The following is a 19,416-nucleotide window of genomic DNA, read 5'->3' as shown; positions in this document are numbered from 1 at the left end:
CGCTACATCTTTAGCATGAGGAGATTTCTACAACCATGATGCGCATCCTGCTGTTCTTGGCCACTAACCTGGCGGTCGTGCTGATTGCCAGCATCACCCTGAGCCTTTTCGGCTTCAACGGGTTCATGGCGGCCAATGGGGTTGATCTCAACCTCAATCAGCTGCTGATTTTCTGTGCGGTCTTCGGTTTTGCTGGCTCCCTGTTCTCGCTGTTCATCTCCAAGTGGATGGCGAAGATGAGCACCAGCACCCAAATCATCAGCCAGCCGCGCACGCGTCACGAGCAATGGCTGCTGCAAACGGTCGAGCAACTGTCCCGTGAAGCCGGGATCAAGATGCCCGAAGTCGGGATTTTCCCGGCCTATGAGGCAAACGCCTTCGCCACCGGCTGGAACAAGAACGACGCACTGGTCGCCGTCAGCCAGGGCCTGCTGGAACGTTTCTCGCCAGATGAAGTGAAAGCCGTCCTGGCCCACGAAATCGGCCACGTCGCCAATGGCGACATGGTCACCCTGGCCTTGATCCAGGGCGTGGTGAACACCTTCGTGATGTTCTTTGCACGGATCATCGGCAACTTTGTCGACAAGGTGATCTTCAAGAACGAAGAAGGCCAGGGCATTGCCTACTACATTGCGACCATCTTCGCCGAATTGGTCCTGGGTATCCTGGCCAGCGCCATCGTCATGTGGTTCTCGCGCAAACGCGAATTCCGCGCCGACGAAGCCGGTGCAAACCTGGCCGGCACCGCTGCAATGATTGGCGCGCTGCAACGCCTGCGTGCGGAACAGGGCCTGCCGGTGCACATGCCTGACACCCTGAATGCCTTCGGCATCAACGGTGGCATCAAACAGGGCTTTGCCCGCATGTTCATGAGCCACCCGCCGCTGGAAGAGCGCATCGACGCACTGGCGCGTCGTCGCGGTTGAGAGCGAACGCAGTAAACAAGAAGGCCCGCAGTGATGCGGGCCTTTTTTTGTCTGCTGATTTATGCGGTGCTATCAGGGCCCCTTCGCGAGCAAGCCCGCTCCTACATTAGACCTCATTCATTTTGAACACTCGGTCAACTGTGGGAGCGGGCTTGCTCGCGAAGAGGCCGGCACTGGCGCTACGGCCTATCGGCTGAAAACCCGATACACCCGCTCCTCAAGCCGCGTAACACCTGCTTCCAGAAACTTCCCGCTCTCGCTCAGCACATCCTGGTCTTCCAGGATCTTCAGCGTCCACGACGCACCGAACAACCGCTGCACTTCTTCATCGAGCACGGCAAACGGCGGACCGGGCATCTGCGCCTGGTCGTAGTCCAGCGTAATCAACAAACCAAGCGCATCCTTCGGCAGAATCCGCGTCAGATGCGCAGCGTATTGCTCACGCATGGGTGGCGGTAGCGCAATCAGCGCAGCGCGGTCGTAAAGAGCGGCGCAATCGGCAACATCACCGGCGGTGAGGGCGAAAAAATCTCCGCACCAAAGCTCGATAGAGGCTGCCCGATAGACTTTGAACGGGCCCTGTTCACTGACGTCAGGGTCCAATTGGTGCTCGTTGAAGAAATCCTCAATGGCCTTTTCCGACAACTCGATTCCCAAAACCTCATGGCCTTCGCGTGCTAGCCACAACAAATCCAGACTCTTCCCACACAACGGAACCAGTACGCGAGCGCCGTCCTCCACATCCAATTGCGGCCAAAATCGTTGCAGATAAGGATTCACTTGCGGCAAGTGGAAGCCGATCTGATTCGACGCCCACTTCTTGTGCCAAAACTCCGGCTGCATAAATAACCCCGAAAATTCGATCAAAACACCCTAAAACTTATATTAGATTTAGATCAATGATCTGACAGAAGATGGCGCTATCTTAACTCTCAGGAGCTCATCCATGTTCCCCAGCCTGTACATATCCCATGGTTCGCCGATGCTGGCCCTGGAACCTGGCGCCAGCGGACCGGCCCTGGCTCGCCTGGCGGCAGAGATACCCAGGCCGGATGCCATCGTGATTGTCTCGGCGCACTGGGAAAGCGATGAACTGCTGGTCGGCGGTAACCCGCAGCCGGACACCTGGCATGACTTCGGTGGTTTTCCAAAGGCTCTGTTCGAGGTGCAATACCCGGCCCCCGGCAACCCTGAGCTGGCTACAAAGGTGGTCGATCTGTTACGCGCCAGTGCCCTGCCCGCGCGTATCGACAGCACACGACCGTTCGACCATGGCGTCTGGGTGCCGCTGTCGTTGATGTACCCGCAGGCCGATATCCCGATTGTCCAGGTTTCACTGCCGACCCGCGGCGGCCCGGCCCTGCAGGCCCGCGTTGGCCAGGCGCTGGCCGGCTTGCGCGAACAGGGCGTGCTGTTGATCGGCTCCGGAAGTATCACCCACAACCTGCGAGAGCTGGACTGGCATGCTGGCCCGGAGAGCGTGGAGCCCTGGGCCCGGGAATTTCGCGACTGGATGATCGACAAGCTCGCGGCAAACGATGAAGCCGCCCTGCACGACTATCGCCGGCAAGCTCCGAACGCCGTACGCAACCATCCCAGCGACGAACACTTGTTGCCGTTGTACTTCGCCCGAAGTGCCGGGGGCCCGTTCAGCATTGCCCACCAGGGATTCACCCTGGGCGCGCTGGGCATGGACATCTACCGTTTCGGATAACGCTCCAGAGCCCGTTGTGGCCAGGGTCAGGCCACATCGACCCCGACATGAATCGCATCATGGCGCCAGAACTCCAGGTCACAATCGATCAGCCTCCCGTGCTGATCGTAATTGACCCGGGCGATGCGCAGCCCGGGGCTGCCCACCGACACCCGCAAGGCGGCCGCCGCGTCCGCCGACAGAGCCGTCGGCACGATCTCGAAGCGCACTCGCCCGTAGTGCAGGTCGTAGTGCCGCGCATACAGCTCAGTGATCGACTGATTCAGGTCGAAATCCAGAATGCCCGGAAAATACTGCGGATTCAGATAGTGCTCCACGTAGAGCACCAGACGCCCATCGATACGCCGCGAACGACAGACCTGAATCACGCTCGACAACGCCGGCAACTGTAACCACGCACAGATCGCCGCCGATGCCGGCTGCAATCGCGCCGAAATGACTTCGGTGGACGGCACCCGTCCCTGGGCGCTGACCATGGCGTGGAAGTGACTGCGCTGCATGAGGTTATAGGCCAGGCGCGGCGGCGACACGAACCAGCCACGACGCTCTTCGCGATAGATCTGGCCCTGGGCTTCGAGCTGGAGCAATGCCTCGCGCACGGTAATCCGGGTGGTACCAAACAACTCACTGAGCTTGCGTTCGGCTGGCAACTTGCTCCCAGGAGCCAGCAGCCCGTGATCGAGTTGCTCCTGAAGTACCTGGCCAATGGCTGTCACCGCTTTTGTTGCCTCATCGCGCATCAACGTTACCTATCTGGACTAGACCAGCACACTTTCGGGGCAGAACTGTTGGAAAAAACGGCTGTTTCAAGATCCTGCAAGCGTAGGCAATGCAGATGACCGAGAGATGACAAACCCGCCCGACGGTCACGCCAACAGCTTGCAAGACATCGGCCAAGTCCCTTGTGTTATGGGGCTTCGCCCATGGTCTACGCTTACCTGGCACTCGCCCATAACGGGCAAATAAACGTCCGTCGGGGCGACGAACGACATCAAAGTGTCATCGAGTCGCCTTAGATTGGCTCAGGTATTGCTGACCTAGACCAACACAATCGCAATCGCAGCGTTAAAACGCCCATAGGAGCTTCGGAATGAAACAGCTTTTCCTGGCATCACTGTTAGGCTCGACCATTGCCATGTGCACCGCCGCCATGGCGGCTGATGATTTGAAAACCCTTGAAGCCGCTGCGAAAGCGGAAGGCGCTGTCAACAGTGTCGGCATGCCCGATGACTGGGCCAACTGGAAAGGCACCTGGGAAGACCTGGCCAAGAACTACGGCCTTAAACACATCGACACCGACATGAGTTCGGCCCAGGAAATCGCCAAGTTCGCCGCAGAAAAAGACAACGCCAGCGCCGACATCGGCGACGTGGGCGCTGCCTTCGGCCCGATCGCGGTCAAGCAAGGCGTGGTGCAGCCTTACAAACCATCTACCTGGGACCAGGTTCCGGAGTGGGCCAAGGACAAGGACGGCAACTGGGCTCTGGCCTACACCGGCACCATCGCCTTCATCGTCAACAAGAAACTGCTGCACGGTTCCGACGTACCGACCAAATGGGCTGATCTCAAGGACGGCAAATACAAGGTGTCCATCGGTGACGTAAGCACCGCGGCCCAAGCGGCCAACGGCGTTCTGGCCGCGGCACTGGCCAACGGCGGCGACGAGAAAAACCTCGAGCCTGCGCTGTTGCTGTTCGCCGACCTCGCCAAGCAGGGTCGCCTGTCGATGTCCAACCCGGTCATTGGCGCCATGGAAAAAGGCGAAATTGAAGTGGGCGTGGTCTGGGACTTCAACGGCCTGAGCTACAAGGCCAAGATGGCCAACCCGGATGACTACGTGGTGCTGATCCCGTCCGATGGCTCGGTGATTTCCGGCTACACCACCATCATCAACAAGTACGCGAAGAATCCCAACGCCGCCAAGCTGACCCGCGAGTACATCTTCAGCGACGCAGGCCAGATCAACCTGGCCAAGGGCAATGCGCGTCCGATCCGCGCCGAACACATCACCCTGCCGGATGACGTGAAAGCCAAGCTGCTGCCGAACGAGCAGTACAAGAACGTCACGCCGATCAAGGACGCGGATGCCTGGGAAAAAACCTCCAAGGCCCTGCCGCAGAAGTGGAACGAAGAAGTCATCGTAGAAATGAAATGATGCGTTAGGTCCCCGCTTCTGGATCTGATGAAGATCCAAATGTGGGAGCGGGCTTGCTCGCGAAGGCGGTGTGTCAGTCGACATCAATGTCGAATGTCTGTCCGCCTTCGCGAGCAAGCCCGCTCCCACAGTGGACCGAGTAAATTTCTAATTCCCGTTTCCCGGAGTGTTTGCCCCCATGAAACACAACGTCATCCTGGTCGTGCTCGACGGCCTCAATTACGAAGTCGCGCGCCATGCCATGGGGCACCTGCAGGCTTATGTCGGCGCGGGACGCGCAGCGCTCTACAAGCTGGAGTGCGAGTTGCCGGCCCTGTCCCGACCGCTTTACGAATGCATCCTCACCGGCGTCAAGCCGATCGACAGCGGCATCGTTCACAACAACGTCTCGCGCCTGTCCAACCAGCGCAGCATCTATCACTACGCCAGCGACGCCGGGCTGAAAACCGCAGCGGCGGCGTATCACTGGGTCAGTGAGCTGTACAACCGCTCGCCCTTCGTGGCGTCCCGGGACCGTCACACCGACAATCCCGCCCTGCCGATCCAGTACGGGCACTTCTACTGGAGCGATCACTACCCCGACTCGCACCTGTTCGCCGACGCGGAAAACCTGCGCTTGAGTCACGCGCCGAATTTCCTGTTGATCCACCCGATGAACATCGACGACGCCGGGCACAAGCACGGTCTCGACACCCCGCAATACCGCAACAGCGCGCGCTTTGCCGACATCTACCTCGCCGACTACCTGCAGGACTGGCTCGACGCCGGGTATCAGGTGCTGGTGACCGCCGACCACGGCATGAACAACGACCGCTCCCACAACGGCCTGCTGCCCGAAGAGCGCGAAGTCCCGTTGTTCGTACTGGGCGATGCCTTCAGTTTCGATGCCGACGCGGCGCCGAAACAGACCGACCTCTGCGGTACCGTCTGCGAACTGTTGGGTGTACCCCACGACAAACCCGTGTGCCGGGAGCTGCTCAAGTGACGTCAATGACTCGCGGCAAATGGCTGGCAGCCCTGTGCCTGGTGCCCTTCGCCCTGTTCTTTATCGTGTTCGAAATTGCCCCGCTGACCTGGGTGATCATCAACAGCCTGGAATCGGAAGAGTTCGGTTGGGGCATTGCCAACTTCAGTAAAATCTTCAGCTCGAAGTTCTACCTGCAGGCGATCCGGTACAGCCTCGAGATCAGTTTCTGGTCCAGCGTGTTCGGCATCATCATCGCCGTGCTCGGGGCCTACTCCCTGCGCCGGGTCGACTCCAGGCTGCGCAGTTTCGTCAACGCCTTCGCCAACATGACCAGCAACTTCTCCGGCGTGCCTTTGGCGTTCGCGTTCATCATTCTGCTGGGTTTCAACGGCAGCTTCACCATCATGCTAAAACAGGCCGGGATCATTCAGGACTTCAACCTGTACTCGAAAACCGGCCTGATCATCCTCTACACCTACTTCCAGATCCCCTTGGGGGTGCTGCTGCTCTACCCGGCCTTCGACGCCCTGCGCGAAGACTGGCGCGAATCCGCCGAGCTGCTCGGCGCCAACGGCTGGCAATACTGGCGGCACATCGGTCTGCCGGTACTGACGCCGGCACTGCTCGGCACCTTCGTGATCCTGCTGGCCAACGCCCTCGGTGCCTATGCCACGGTGTACGCCCTGACCACCGGCAACTTCAACGTGATGACGATCCGGATCGCCGCGATGGTTTCGGGTGACATTTCCCTGGACCCGAACCTGGCCAGTGCCCTGGCTGTGGTGCTGGTGGCATTGATGACCCTGGTGACCATCGTCCATCAAATGCTGTTGAAGAGGAGCTACCATGTCTCGCGCTGAATTGGGGCCTGCCGGCATCTATCATCGGGTGGTGGTTTACCTGCTGTTTGCCATCATGTTGCTGCCGCTGCTCGGCACCTTTGTCTATTCGATTTCCAGCAGTTGGTCGGCGACCATCCTGCCCAGTGGTTTCAGTATCAAATGGTACGCGCAGCTGTGGAGCGATCCGCGTTTCCTGAGCGCTTTCGGCCAGTCGCTGCTGGTCTGCGTCGGCGCACTGGTTCTGGCGGTGGTACTGATCCTGCCGCTGTTGTTCGTGGTCCACTACCACTTCCCGAAACTCGATGCGCTGATGAACATCCTCATCCTGCTGCCCTTTGCCGTGCCCCCGGTGGTGTCGTCGGTGGGGCTGCTGCAGCTGTATGGTTCCGGGCCGTTCGCCATGGTCGGCACGCCGTGGATCCTGATCGGTTGCTACTTCACCGTGGCGCTGCCGTTCATGTACCGCGCCATCACCAACAACTTGCAAGCGATCAACTTGCGCGACCTCATGGACGCCGCCCAGTTGCTCGGCGCGAGCACTTTTCAGGCAGCGTTCCTGGTGGTGCTGCCGAACCTGCGCAAGGGCTTGATGGTGGCCTTGCTGCTGTCGTTCTCGTTCCTGTTCGGTGAGTTCGTGTTCGCCAACATCCTCGTCGGCACCCGCTACGAAACCCTGCAGGTCTACCTCAACAACATGCGCAACAGCAGCGGTCATTTCACCAGTGCCCTGGTGATTTCCTACTTCCTCTTTGTGCTGGTCTTGACCTGGATCGCCAACATCTTGAACAGGGACAAAAGCGAATGAGCTATGTCAGCGTCCAACATTTGCAAAAGAATTACGCAGGCACCACGGTGTTCAGCGACATCAACTGCGAAATCCAGAAAGGTGAGTTCGTTACCCTGCTCGGCCCGTCCGGTTGCGGTAAATCCACCCTGCTACGTTGCATCGCCGGGCTGACGCCGGTAGATGGCGGCAAGATCCTGCTGGACGGGGTCGATATCGTGCCTCTGAGTCCGCAAAAACGCGGGATCGGCATGGTGTTCCAGAGTTACGCGCTGTTCCCCAACATGACCGTGGAACAAAACGTCGCGTTCGGCCTGCGCATGCAGAAAGTCAACGCCAACGACAGCCAGAAGCGTGTCGCCGAGGTGTTGCAACTGGTGGAACTCAACGACTTCGCCAGCCGCTACCCGCACCAGCTGTCAGGCGGCCAGTGCCAGCGAGTGGCCCTGGCTCGTTCATTGGTCACCCGACCGCGCCTGCTGTTGCTGGATGAACCGCTGTCGGCCCTGGATGCGCGGATTCGCAAGCATCTGCGCGAACAGATCCGTCAGATCCAGCGCGAGCTGGGCCTGACCACGATCTTCGTCACCCACGATCAGGAAGAAGCACTGACCATGTCCGATCGCATTTTCCTGATGAACCAGGGAAAAATCGTACAAAGCGGTGACGCGGAAACCCTCTACACGGCACCGGTGGACGTCTTTGCCGCCGGCTTCATCGGCAACTACAACCTGCTGGATGCCGAAAGCGCATCGAAGCTGTTGCAACGGCCGATCAAGCACCGCATCGCCATTCGCCCGGAAGCCATCGAGCTGAGCCTCGACGGCGATCTCGACGCCCAGGTGCGCAGCCACAGCCTGCTGGGCAACGTGATTCGCTACCGGATCGAAGCCCGGGGTGTGGAGCTGGTGGTGGACGTACTGAACCGCTCGGCGACCGACTTGCATCCCGATGGTCAGCGCCTGGCACTTTCCATCGATCCGACAGCCCTGTGTGAGGTAGCCTGATGCCTTTGCTGACGTTGAAGAGAGAGTTGCACTGATGGCCCTGGCAATTTTTGATCTGGACGAAACCCTGATCCACGGCGACTGCGCCTCGTTGTGGAGTGAGCAAATGGTCCGCCTCGGCTGGGTCGACGGCGAATCCTTCCTGCGTCGTGACAAGGAATTGATGGACGCCTACGGCAGGGGTCACCTGGCCATGGAGGACTACATGGCCTTCAGCCTGGAGCCCTTGATCGGCCGTACGCCCGAGGAAGTCGAGCACCTGGTCGGCCCTTGGGTGGAAGACTTCATCGAACCGATCATCTTCAGCGACGCCACCAAAACCATCGCCGCCCACCGCAAGGCCGGCGACCGGATCCTGGTGATCTCGGCCTCGGGTACGCATTTGGTGAAGCCGATTGCCGATCGCCTGGGCATCGACGAGATTCTCGGCATCGAACTGGAAGTGGCACACGGGGCATACACCGGCAAGACCGTCGGCACCCTGACCTATCGCGAAGGCAAGATCACCCGCCTGCTGGAGTGGCTGGATGCGGAGGAAGAAAACCTGGAAGGCGCGAGTTTCTATTCCGACTCACGCAATGATTTGCCGTTGCTGCTGAAGGTGGATTTCCCCCACGTGGTCAATCCGGACCCGGTGTTGCTCGAGCAGGCCGAGAAGTCTGGTTGGCCAATCCATAACTGGAAATAACCTCAAACCTGTAGGAGCTGGCTTGCCAGCGAAAGCGGTATGCCTGCCATACCGCGTCGCCTGGTTCGCCGGCAAGCCGGCTCCTACAAGGTCAGCTCAGGCTCTCGTCAATCACCAACACCAGCTTCCCCGCCACCGTGTTGCTCGCCAACTCGGCAAACGCCGCTTCGGCATCCTTGATCGGGAAAGCCTTGGCCAGTTGCGGGCTCAAGCGCTTATCGGCAAACAGGGGCCAGACATGCTGGCCCAAATCCCTGAACAGATCCGCCTTGAACTGATCGCTTCGGCTGCGCAAAGTCGACCCCAGCAACTGCACGCGCTTGGCCAGCACCTGCGCCAGGTCCAGTTTCGCCTCGCGCCCACCCATCAGGCCGATCAGCACCCAACGGCCATCAGTCGCCATCAGTTTCAGGTTCAGCGCTGCATAGTTGCCGCCCACCGGATCGAGGATGACATCGAACGGCCCCAGGTCGCGCAGGCTGTCCAGGTCGTCCGTGCGCACCACGCCGCCCTGGGCGCCAAGTGCTTCGCAGTACGCAAGGCGCTCAGTGGAGCCGACACTGACCCAGCACGGATTGCCGAACGCCTTGCACAGCTGAATGGCAGCTGAACCGATTCCACTTGCTCCGGCGTGCAACAGTACTTTTTCACCCGGCTTGAGTGCCGCCAGTTGAAACAGGTTCAACCAGACGGTGGCGTAGACTTCCGGCAGCGCGGCCGCTTCAACCAGTGACATTTCGTCGGGAACCGGCAGCACGTGCCGCCCGTCTACCACCACTTCCTCGGCCATCCCGCCCCCGGCCAGCAAGGCACAAACCCGATCGCCCACTTTCCAGGACGAGCCCGCGCCGACCTCGCTGATCACCCCGGAACACTCTAGACCAAGCACTTGGCTGGCCCCCGGCGGGGGTGGATAAAGGCCTGCCTTCTGCAACAAATCGGCACGATTGAGCCCCGCTGCCGCCACTCGAATACGAACTTGCCCTGCATCACACGCAGGACTGGGCTCTTCAACCCACACCACTTGACCGTCAACGCCTTGCAATGCTTTCACAGTGCCTCCATAGTGAGTCTGGACTGAGCCCGAAGCTGTAGCGCCGGGCTTTTTGCATTATGCGACCGGCCCTTGTGGAACCGGCGACTTCAAAGACGGCCTAATATGCGTTATCAATTGTCCCCGCGTCGAATCAACATGAAGCGTTTGTTCCCCAGCACTGCCCTCGCCCTTTTCATCGGTATCGGCCTGTTGCCGATGTCCGGCAATACTTTCGCAGCCAACAGCTGGGACAAGCTTCAACCTGATCGTGACGAAGTCATCGCCAGTCTGAATGTCGTGGAACTGCTCAAGCGCCACCACTACAGCAAACCGCCGCTTGATGACGCGCGTTCGCAGATCATCTACGACAGCTACCTGAAATTGCTCGACCCGTCGCGCAGCTACTTCATGGCCAGCGACATTGCCGAATTCGACAAGTGGAAGACCCAGTTCGACGACTTTCTCAAGAGCGGCGACCTCAACGCCGGGTTCACCATCTACAAGCGCTACCTGGACCGCGTCAAGGCGCGTCTGGACTTCGCCCTTGCCGAGCTGAACAAGGGCGTCGACAAGATCGACTTCACCTCCAAGGAAACCTTGCTGATCGACCGCAAGGACGCTCCTTGGCTCAAGTCCACCGCGGAACTCGACGACCTGTGGCGCAAACGCGTCAAGGACGAAGTCCTGCGGCAGAAGATCGCCGGCAAGGATTCCAAGCAGATCCAGGAAACCCTGACCAAGCGCTACAAGAACCAGCTGGCGCGCCTGGACCAGACCCGCGCGGAAGACATCTTCCAGGCGTACATCAACACCTTCGCCATGTCCTACGACCCGCACACCAATTATCTGTCGCCGGATAACGCGGAAAACTTCGACATCAACATGAGCCTGTCCCTTGAGGGCATCGGCGCCGTGCTGCAGAGCGATAACGACCAGGTGAAAATCGTGCGCCTGGTGCCCGCAGGCCCTGCCGACAAGACCAAGCAGGTCGCACCGGCCGACAAGATCATCGGCGTTGCCCAAGGCAATAAAGAGATGGTGGACGTGGTCGGCTGGCGCCTGGATGAAGTGGTCAAGCTGATCCGTGGCCCGAAAGGCACCATCGTGCGCCTGGAAGTGATCCCGGCCAGCAATGCGCCGAACGACCAGACCAGCAAGATCGTGCCGATCACCCGCGAAGCGGTGAAGCTTGAAGACCAGGCCGTGAAAAAATCGGTCCTCAACCTCAAGCAGGACGGCAAGGACTACAAGCTCGGCGTCATCGAAATCCCGGCCTTCTACCTCGACTTCAAGGCCTTCCGTGCCGGTGATCCGGATTACAAGAGCACCACCCGCGACGTCAAGAAGCTGCTGACCGAGCTGCAGAAAGACAAGGTCGACGGCGTGGTCATCGACCTACGCAACAACGGAGGTGGCTCCCTGCAGGAGGCTACCGAGCTGACCAGCCTGTTCATCGACAAGGGCCCTACCGTGCTCGTGCGTAATGCCGATGGCCGCGTCGATGTCCTGGAAGATGAAAATCCGGGTGCGTTCTACAAAGGTCCGATGGCGTTGCTGGTCAACCGCCTGTCCGCCTCGGCCTCGGAAATTTTTGCCGGCGCCATGCAGGACTACCACCGCGCCCTGATCATCGGCGGCCAGACCTTCGGCAAAGGCACCGTGCAGACCATCCAGCCGCTGAACCATGGCGAGCTCAAGCTGACCCTGGCCAAGTTCTACCGGGTTTCCGGGCAGAGCACCCAGCACCAGGGCGTACTGCCGGACATCGATTACCCGTCGATCATCGACACTAAGGAAATCGGCGAAAGCGCCCTGCCCGAAGCCATGCCGTGGGACACCATCAAGGCGGCGATCAAGCCGGCGGTGGACCCGTTCAAACCGTACATTACCCAGCTCAAGTCCGAGCATGACGTGCGCACGGCCAAGGACGCGGAATTCGTGTTTATCCGCGACAAACTGGCCCTGGCGCAGAAGCTCATGATGGAAAAAACCGTCACCCTCAATGAAGCCGAGCGTCGTGCCCAGCACACCGAAATCGAAGCCAAGCAGCTTGCCATGGAGAACATCCGTCGCAAGGCCAAGGGCGAAGAGCCGCTCAAGGAGCTGAAGAAAGAAGACGAAGACGCTATCGCGGCCGAGGACGACAAGACCAAGCCAGAAGACGATGCCTACCTGAGTGAAACCGGGCGCATTCTGCTGGATTACCTCAAGCTCAATACGGCGGTAGCCAAGCACTAAGCTGATGGCAATTTAATGCTGACGCTCCCCGGAGCGTCATCAAACAGTCATCATTCTGTCGTGAAATAACGGACCGGTAGCGGCTCTTTTTACCAAGGGCACTCCCGGTCCTTTTTTTTCGCCAGAGATCGCCATGACCACAACCGAACAGCTGAGTGCCTTGAGTTCAATCCTGGCTCAAAGCGGTCTGCACAGCCTGTTCCAGCCCATCATCAGCCTCTCTGAACGACGCATCCTGGGCTACGAAGCCCTGAGCCGCGGCCCATCCAACAGCCCGTTGCACTCCCCTGTCGCCCTGTTCGCCGTCGCCCGCCAGGCGGGTCGCCTGAGCGAACTGGAAATCGCCTGTCGGCAGAGCGCGTGCCGACGCTTCAACGAACAAAAACTGCCCGGTAAACTGTTCCTCAACGTCTCCCCGGAATCATTGCTCGAAGCGGCCCACCAGCCTGGACGCACCTTGCAGTTGCTGCAGGATTTCGGCATCGCCCCGAACCAGGTGGTGATCGAACTCACCGAGCAGACTCCGACCGACGACTTCCAGCTGCTGCATACCGCCTTGCATCACTATCGGGCCATGGGCTTTTCCATTGCCCTGGACGACCTGGGCGCGGGTTACTCAAGCTTGCGCCTGTGGTCCGAATTGCGTCCCGACTACGTGAAGATCGACCGTCACTTCATCGACGGCATCCACCAGGACGCCCTCAAGCGCGAGTTCGTCGGCTCGATCCTGCAGATCGCCAAAGCCTCCCGGGCACAGGTGATCGCCGAAGGCATCGAGTTGCCGGAGGAATTGGCGGTATTGACCGAGATGGGCGTCGATCTCGTCCAGGGCTATTTGCTCTGTCGGCCACAAGAGCATCCGCCGCGCGATGCCCGCGCCTTGATGCCCAGGCGCGACAGCAGCGCCGTGGCCCTGGGCGACGATGGCAGCGACCTCAGCGCCCTGCTCAACGACCAGCCCGCCGTGCCCCGCGACACCCCGACCGCCACCGTGCTCGAAGCCTTCCGCCGCCAGGCCAACCTGAATTCCCTGGCGGTGCTGGATGAGCACGACCAACCCTGCGGCATCGTCCATCGGCACTCGCTCTCGGACGCCTTGCTCAAGCCGTTCGCCACCGACCTGTTCGCCCGCAAACCGATCAGCCGCCTGATGAGCGACGACTTCCTCGCCGTCGAGATCAGCCAGTCGCTGCAACAGGTCAGCCGGCTGATCACCAGCCGCGCCCGACAACGCATCGAAGAAGACTTCATCATCACCCTCAACGGCCATTACCTGGGCCTGGGCCGGGTGATCGACGTGCTCAAGCTGATCACCGAACTGAAAATCCAGCAAGCACGCTACGCCAACCCACTGACCCTGCTGCCCGGCAACGTACCGATCCAGCAATGCCTCACACGACTGCTGCAACAGCAACGCGAATCGGTCATCTGTTACGTCGACATCGACAGCTTCAAACCCTTCAACGACCTCTACGGCTACGGCCGCGGCGACGAAGTCCTGCTGTGCCTGGCGCAATGCCTGAACGAACGCATCGACCCCTCCCGCGACTTCGTCGGCCATATCGGCGGCGATGACTTCCTGTTGGTGCTGGGCCCGGACGACTGGCGCAAACGCTTGAACCAGCTGCTCGACGACTTCCACAGCCAGTGCCGGCGCTTCTACCGCAGCGAACACCTGGAAGCCGGCTGCTTCACCGCCCCCAACCGCCAAGGCGTGCGCCAGGAATTTCCCTTGTTGTCGCTGTCGATCGGCGTGGTGCATTTACACCCGCAAGTTTGTGCGCAGCTCGATGCCAGCCAGTTGGCGGAGATGGCTTCGCAGGCCAAGCATCATGCGAAGAATGTGCAGGGCTGGAGCGTGCATGTGATTGATAGTTTGGTGGGGATGGGCGGGAGTGTTGAGCGCGACATTGCACTCCCGCAGGTAATCAGGCGTTGAGTAGGAAAGTCCATTTGATTGGGGCTAACGACTTTGTCACCCCCCAAGGAAAAGTCAGAGAGCCTGGCCCTTGGCGATGCAATATGCGTTGACGAACGTTGCAGTGTGCTCCAAAGACTGACGTATATCCGGTTTGGCTATTCCATGCCTGTTGGCAAATTGCTCGACCGCCGCTGTATCAAAACGAGTGGTCTGGATAAAGTCCAAGGCTTCGGGTTTTGTATTCAGAAAACGCGCGACGGGAGGAATACTCAGTAGCCACTTCAGCAATCGCAGTGAAATGTAATGCTTGGGAGACTTCAAGCCCAAAGGCTGTGCCACCTGTACCAGGAGTTCTCGCAAGTTGGGCGTTTGGTCATCAAGCGCCAGCAGTTCCTGACCCACCATGGCAGGATCAAACGCACAAACCGCCACCAGCTCAACCAGGTAATCCACCGTGACCAGGGGTAGCCAATGCTCGGCGGTACCGGGCACTGCAGTCAGCTTTCCCTGCACAAGGTTGCGTATCAGCTCCACCAGCGGCTGTCCGTCAAGGATATGCCCCGTGCGGCTGTGGCCACAAACCGTCGCGGGGTGGACAACGATAATCTCCCCGCCCTTGGCGGACATGACCTCCAGGGTCGCAAAATGCGCCTCCAGCTTGCTCCCCTCGTAACCACCGACCTGTCGGTAGACGGCTGGCCAATTCGTCAGCTGCGGATAACGAGGATCAATTCCGATGCGTTGCAGATGTTCATGATTTTTCAGCATGTAGCCGCCGATCATCACTAACCGGCTTTTTTGCTCAGCCGCCAACAGCGCCACGCGCTTTGCCCCTTCCACATTTACCGCGCGCGAATGCTCCACGGAAAGCCCCCATGCGAAGTGGGCACCCAGGTGAAAGATGACGCTGGCGTGCCTCAGCACTTCTCGGTCAGCAAGACTCAGCCCGAGGTTGTCCCGTTCCAGATCGCCAGCCACGGCAAATACCCGGTTTGCGCACCCTCCCAAATTGCCGACTTGCTCCCGCAGTGCAGCGAGTCGCTCTGGGCGACGCATCAACACTCGAATGGTGTGACCTTTTGCACTCAAGTACGCCACCAAATGTTGACCGATGAAGCCAGCCCCCCCCGTGACAAAGCACTCCACGCTCATTTCCCTGCTCCTTGGTTAAGGTGAGAAATCAAGCGTAAACTATCGACCCAACTCTATAGTCAAGCGGTGTTTTCATGAAAATCGGCGAACTCGAGGCCCGCAGCGGCGCCAGCCGCCATACGCTGCGTTACTACGAGCAAATCGGCCTGATCTCACCGCTGCGGCAAACTAACAACTATCGCGTTTACACAGCGCAAACTCTGCAGGATCTGGACTTTATCCAGCGCGCGCAAAGCATGGGATTTTCCCTCGGGGAAATAGGCGAGATTCTGGATGCGCAGCGCAACAAGCTGATCGATTGTGCTGGCGGCGCGAAGCTAATTGAAAAGAAGATGGCAGACATCAAACAGAAAATCGCCAACCTCCAAAGCATTTATCGGTATCTGGATGAAGAGCGTGCAACCCTCGAAGCCAGTGCTGCCAAGCAACTTGAGCTTCAGCAGCTGAACAACTGATCCAACTGAACTGTCAGCATCTGGGAAACCGAAGCTGCGGCCTGCTGCCAGTTGCAAGTCCATCGCTTACGCATCTTTTGATAAGGCCAAAACTGGCGCACAAACCAAGGTCAGTGAAATAGCCGGCGGCCCAGCCAGTGGTTGCTCCCCCCCCCTTCTACAAACCATAGAGAAATGAATCGATTGCAGCCCCCCTTACCTGACTATGCTGTGTAGCGGTCATTTTGATGTTTTGGCCAACTGCGAAATCAAGGAAAGGCCTGCTTCAAGGGGCGATGCTGCTTATCAATACAGGACTCATCATGGATAAATCACGCTATTGGCTTTCTGGTTTCGTCATGAGCGCAATGATGCTCAATGGCTGCGCTTCCAAGGTCACTGAAGTCGACCAGTACTCTGGTTATCTGGATCGTTATGATGTTTTGCAGCCGTCGGTTTCTGCCACTGGCGCGTCGACACTGCGCTGGGTTTCGCCGACCTTTAGTCCTGCGGCATTTGATACGGTGGATTTCGATGGGTTGGAATTGTTTCCTGCACCCACGGCGACGGATCGCATAAACATGAATACATTCATGCAACTTCAACAGACTGCCAACCAGACTGTTGTTACCGCATTGTCCAAGCGATACAAGGTTTCCAACACCTTGCAGCCGCTGCCCCCCAATGCACGTCCCTTGGTCATGAGAGCTGCCATTACGGGCGTGAATGCCTCCAACGAAGGCATGAAGTGGTATGAAATCATTCCTGTAGCGGCCGTGGTTGGAGGCGTCAGTGCCGTCACCGGCCACCGCGATCAAGACACCGAATTGTATGTAGAGGCCGTCTTGCTCGACCCCGCGACCAACGAACCGGTAGCGAGGGTCGTGCGCAAGGTATTTGAAAACAAACTGGAAAATGCTTCAACGCAAATCAAGGCGGAGGACTTTGCGCAAGCAATCAACGGATTGGGCGCCGACCTGAGTGCGTTCATTCGTTAGTCGTCAGTCTGCGCATCACGGTTCGACAGAAGTCGCCATTCAATCCGGGCAAACTTGTCAATTGCCAAGGCTTAGGGCAGGGTCGATACCACTGAGTCTCTGCCAAAGGAGTCACTCCATGTCAAAGCTATATCCCAGTATCGATCCCGACGGGTTGGTCGAGTACTCAGTGGTCTACACCGACCGCTCGCTCAACCACATGTCGCAGTCCTTTCAAGACGTGATGAAGAACATTTCCAAGACCCTGAAACAGGTCTACAACGCCCAGGCTGTTGCGGTGGTCCCGGGCAGTGGTACGTTCGGCATGGAGGCGGTGGCGCGACAGTTTGCCACCGACCAGCCATGCCTGGTGATACGCAACGGCTGGTTCAGTTATCGCTGGAGCCAGATCCTTGAGATGGGCAACATCCCGGCGGCCACCACGGTGCTTAAAGCCCGGCCGGTCGAAACCGGTCGCCAGGCTGCCTACGCCCCACCTCCTCTGGACGAAGTGCTGGCAGCCATTGCGGCTTCTAGGCCGCAGATTGTCTTCGCTCCCCACGTTGAAACCTCATCAGGGATTATCCTGCCCGACGAATACCTGCGGGCCGTCGGCGACGCTGTGCATGCGGTGGGTGGCCTGTTCGTGCTGGACTGCATCGCCTCGGGCACGCTTTGGGTCGATATGCACAAATGCGCAGTCGACCTGCTGATCAGCGCACCTCAGAAAGGCTGGAGCGCCTCCCCTTGCTGCGCCTTGGTGATGCTCAGCTCCCTGGCACTCGGGCGCATCGAACAGACGCAGAGCAGCAGCTTCGCCTGCGACCTGAAAAAATGGCTTCAGATCATGCAGGCCTACGAACAGGGCGGACATGCCTACCATGCGACCATGCCCAGCGATTCCCTCGCGCGATTTAACGAAGTGATGAAAGAGACGCAAGCCTACGGTTTCGACAAGGTCCGCGCCGAACAACAGGCTCTGGGCGATCGGGTGCGCGCCATGTTGACCGGTAAAGGCATCAAAAGCGTGGCCGCCGCCGGCTTTCAAGCCCCTGGCGTAGTGGTGAGCTACACCGATGATGCCGACATCAAGAACGGCAAGAAATTTGCCAATCACGGCCTGCAGATCGCCGCCGGAGTGCCGTTGCAATGCGACGAACCGGCCGACTTCCAGACCTTCCGCATCGGTCTGTTCGGACTCGAAAAGCTGCACAATATCGAGCGCACGGTCAGCACCCTGGAGAAGGCACTGGATGAGGTGATGATGAACTAACCCGCATCTTGCCCGCAGCACATGCCGAACGTGTGAATTCAAGGGCGGCATCCTGCCCTTGGCCAGCCGGCCCATGGCGTGGATCTTCCAATAAAATGCAACGTGGCACAGGGTTTCCCTCACGCCACGTTTGCTTATGGAAAAACAAACGAATTACTGCGAAGAGCCGCCAGCCGCCAACTCTTTGAGTTTGATCTCGGCCAATGGATGCCCGGCGTTGGCCGCCATGGTCCAGAATCGCGCCGCCTCTGCCGGATCCGGCGACTTACTCGGGCTCCCGGCCAGGCTGATCACACCCACCTGATACGCCGCCTTGCCATCGCCCGCCAATGCCGCCAGACGCAACAGCCGAATACCCTCCTCCCGCGCACCCAGGCCGACGCCACGAAAGGTCAGGATGTGCCCATAAAAACTCTGTGCGCCGACATCGCCCAGGTTGGCCATGCGGGCGAACTGACCCTCCATCCAGCTCCAACCGCGGGGCTGGCGCACGAACCAGGGCCAGTGGAACAACTGGCGGGCCAGCCAGTAGCCGGCCCGTGCCTTGAGCTTCAGAAACACTCAGGCCTCCGCCGATTCGGGGTACTCGTATTCGAACACGCGAACCACTTCCGAGGCATGCCAGGAGGCGGCGGCGACGCCGTCGGACGGGCCGGAGAAACGCCCCAGGCGCTCGACGCACTCAAAGAAACCGGTGCGCGGCAAGCGGCTGGCGCCTTGGCTGATCACCAGCGAGCTGCGCAGAGGCTGTTCGGCCTTGGCATCCAATGCGGCCAGGTGTTCGAGTGCGGCGGTGAGAGTTTGCATGGCGGGCGTCGGCAGCTGCAAGCGCTCCAGCAAGGCCCGATAGGTCAGCAGATGACGCTGGCGGCGCGCCTGGTCCAGTTCCCCGAGCAATCCGTCCCAATGTTGACGACTGATGCGTACGCTCACGATTCGTCCCTCCATCCTGGCACCGTCAATTCCCAGGCCAGGCTGCGGCGAATCGCGGCGTCGGGCAGACGCTCGCCACTTTCAATCATGGCCAGGTATGACGGGCTGATGCCTACCGTGCGGGCCAGCGCCTCGATGGCGATGCCCTTCCCTTCGCGCAAACTGCGGAGTTGATCCAGACCGGGAAGAATCACGTCTGGGGTGGTCGCGAGCGGCGCCGGGGCCGGACGCGACGGTGCTTCGTTGATGCCTGCTGCTTTCAGTAACGCCTGATACTGAGCCCATGGCAGAACCGCATATTCGGGCTCGCCTTCGCGTGTAATTATCTGAATATCCATGACTACCCCGTAGGACAAAAACACTTAGCGA

At 59.4% G+C, this 19,416-nt stretch carries 20 protein-coding genes; 13 read left to right on the top strand and 7 right to left on the bottom strand.

All coding sequences use genetic code 11. The features are described 5' to 3' along the window. Positions 1–35: 35 nt before the first annotated feature. Entirely contained in the window at positions 36–926 is an 891-nt protein-coding gene (gene htpX / locus NQL71_RS19330; protein ID WP_046816090.1) for a protease HtpX, read from the top strand. Between the two features lie 186 nt (positions 927–1,112). Here the strand turns inward: htpX and NQL71_RS19325 are convergent, their stop codons facing one another. Beyond that, on the bottom strand, positions 1,113–1,769 hold the full coding sequence (locus NQL71_RS19325) for a thiopurine S-methyltransferase (RefSeq protein WP_046816089.1): 657 nt from the start codon (positions 1,767–1,769) through the stop codon (positions 1,113–1,115). A 103-nt stretch (positions 1,770–1,872) separates the two neighbouring features. Between NQL71_RS19325 and NQL71_RS19320 the strand changes: the two genes are divergently transcribed. Next, entirely contained in the window at positions 1,873–2,640 is a 768-nt protein-coding gene (locus NQL71_RS19320; RefSeq protein ID WP_046816088.1) for a DODA-type extradiol aromatic ring-opening family dioxygenase, read from the top strand. Between the two features lie 26 nt (positions 2,641–2,666). Here the strand turns inward: NQL71_RS19320 and phnR are convergent, their stop codons facing one another. Then, positions 2,667–3,380, bottom strand: coding sequence for a phosphonate utilization transcriptional regulator PhnR (gene phnR, locus NQL71_RS19315; protein WP_046816087.1), 714 nt, complete (start codon positions 3,378–3,380; stop codon positions 2,667–2,669). A 350-nt stretch (positions 3,381–3,730) separates the two neighbouring features. Between phnR and NQL71_RS19310 the strand changes: the two genes are divergently transcribed. The 6 genes from NQL71_RS19310 (at position 3,731) to NQL71_RS19285 (ending at position 9,083) form a co-directional block, all read left to right on the top strand. Then, the gene (locus NQL71_RS19310) at positions 3,731–4,795 is read left to right on the top strand and encodes an ABC transporter substrate-binding protein (RefSeq protein WP_046816086.1); all 1,065 of its coding nucleotides are present in this window, start codon (positions 3,731–3,733) and stop codon (positions 4,793–4,795) included. Between the two features lie 178 nt (positions 4,796–4,973). Continuing rightward, a complete protein-coding gene (locus NQL71_RS19305) occupies positions 4,974–5,780 on the top strand; it encodes an alkaline phosphatase family protein (protein WP_046816085.1) in 807 nt (268 codons plus the stop codon). Between the two features lie 5 nt (positions 5,781–5,785). After that, entirely contained in the window at positions 5,786–6,622 is an 837-nt protein-coding gene (locus NQL71_RS19300) for an ABC transporter permease (protein WP_162488905.1), read from the top strand. Continuing rightward, entirely contained in the window at positions 6,609–7,409 is an 801-nt protein-coding gene (locus NQL71_RS19295; RefSeq protein ID WP_077185675.1) for an ABC transporter permease, read from the top strand. Before NQL71_RS19300 ends, NQL71_RS19295 begins: the two co-directional genes overlap by 14 nt. Beyond that, positions 7,406–8,395, top strand: coding sequence for an ABC transporter ATP-binding protein (locus tag NQL71_RS19290; RefSeq protein ID WP_077185674.1), 990 nt, complete (start codon positions 7,406–7,408; stop codon positions 8,393–8,395). Before NQL71_RS19295 ends, NQL71_RS19290 begins: the two co-directional genes overlap by 4 nt. A gap of 34 nt (positions 8,396–8,429) precedes the next feature. Next, complete coding sequence (locus tag NQL71_RS19285; RefSeq protein WP_046816081.1) at positions 8,430–9,083, top strand: HAD family hydrolase; 654 nt, start codon at positions 8,430–8,432, stop codon at positions 9,081–9,083. Positions 9,084–9,174: 91 nt separating this feature from the next. Here the strand turns inward: NQL71_RS19285 and NQL71_RS19280 are convergent, their stop codons facing one another. Beyond that, the gene (locus tag NQL71_RS19280; protein ID WP_077185673.1) at positions 9,175–10,137 is read right to left on the bottom strand and encodes a zinc-binding dehydrogenase; all 963 of its coding nucleotides are present in this window, start codon (positions 10,135–10,137) and stop codon (positions 9,175–9,177) included. A gap of 138 nt (positions 10,138–10,275) precedes the next feature. On the opposite strand from NQL71_RS19280, the gene NQL71_RS19275 reads away from it, so the two are divergent. Together NQL71_RS19275 and NQL71_RS19270 are read left to right on the top strand one after the other, a co-directional pair. After that, positions 10,276–12,357 carry a carboxy terminal-processing peptidase gene (locus NQL71_RS19275; protein ID WP_179092172.1) on the top strand — a complete coding sequence of 694 codons (2,082 nt, stop codon included), beginning with the start codon at positions 10,276–10,278 and terminating at the stop codon, positions 12,355–12,357. Between the two features lie 133 nt (positions 12,358–12,490). Beyond that, on the top strand, positions 12,491–14,296 hold the full coding sequence (locus NQL71_RS19270) for a bifunctional diguanylate cyclase/phosphodiesterase (RefSeq protein ID WP_046816078.1): 1,806 nt from the start codon (positions 12,491–12,493) through the stop codon (positions 14,294–14,296). Positions 14,297–14,350: 54 nt separating this feature from the next. Here NQL71_RS19270 and NQL71_RS19265 read toward each other — a convergent pair whose 3' ends face one another. Further along, a complete protein-coding gene (locus NQL71_RS19265) occupies positions 14,351–15,430 on the bottom strand; it encodes an SDR family oxidoreductase (protein WP_274643114.1) in 1,080 nt (359 codons plus the stop codon). Between the two features lie 74 nt (positions 15,431–15,504). Between NQL71_RS19265 and NQL71_RS19260 the strand changes: the two genes are divergently transcribed. The 3 genes from NQL71_RS19260 (at position 15,505) to NQL71_RS19250 (ending at position 18,114) form a co-directional block, all read left to right on the top strand. Further along, the gene (locus tag NQL71_RS19260) at positions 15,505–15,885 is read left to right on the top strand and encodes a MerR family transcriptional regulator (protein WP_248686169.1); all 381 of its coding nucleotides are present in this window, start codon (positions 15,505–15,507) and stop codon (positions 15,883–15,885) included. A 302-nt stretch (positions 15,886–16,187) separates the two neighbouring features. Next, the gene (locus NQL71_RS19255; protein ID WP_274643113.1) at positions 16,188–16,862 is read left to right on the top strand and encodes a DUF3313 domain-containing protein; all 675 of its coding nucleotides are present in this window, start codon (positions 16,188–16,190) and stop codon (positions 16,860–16,862) included. Between the two features lie 118 nt (positions 16,863–16,980). Beyond that, entirely contained in the window at positions 16,981–18,114 is a 1,134-nt protein-coding gene (locus tag NQL71_RS19250; protein WP_046816075.1) for an aminotransferase class V-fold PLP-dependent enzyme, read from the top strand. A 153-nt stretch (positions 18,115–18,267) separates the two neighbouring features. Here NQL71_RS19250 and NQL71_RS19245 read toward each other — a convergent pair whose 3' ends face one another. Genes NQL71_RS19245 through NQL71_RS19235 form a run of 3 tightly spaced genes read right to left on the bottom strand, consistent with a single transcriptional unit; the run spans position 18,268 to position 19,385 of the window. After that, positions 18,268–18,675, bottom strand: coding sequence for an SEL1-like repeat protein (locus tag NQL71_RS19245; protein ID WP_046816074.1), 408 nt, complete (start codon positions 18,673–18,675; stop codon positions 18,268–18,270). Continuing rightward, positions 18,676–19,047 carry a hypothetical protein gene (locus NQL71_RS19240; protein ID WP_003223109.1) on the bottom strand — a complete coding sequence of 124 codons (372 nt, stop codon included), beginning with the start codon at positions 19,045–19,047 and terminating at the stop codon, positions 18,676–18,678. Next, positions 19,044–19,385 carry a helix-turn-helix domain-containing protein gene (locus tag NQL71_RS19235; protein WP_046816073.1) on the bottom strand — a complete coding sequence of 114 codons (342 nt, stop codon included), beginning with the start codon at positions 19,383–19,385 and terminating at the stop codon, positions 19,044–19,046. Before NQL71_RS19235 ends, NQL71_RS19240 begins: the two co-directional genes overlap by 4 nt. Positions 19,386–19,416 lie beyond the last annotated feature (31 nt).

Source organism: Pseudomonas serbica, from assembly GCF_028823535.1.
GTDB classification, from domain to species: domain Bacteria; phylum Pseudomonadota; class Gammaproteobacteria; order Pseudomonadales; family Pseudomonadaceae; genus Aquipseudomonas; species Aquipseudomonas serbica.
This window is presented reverse-complemented; position numbering and strand designations above follow the sequence as displayed.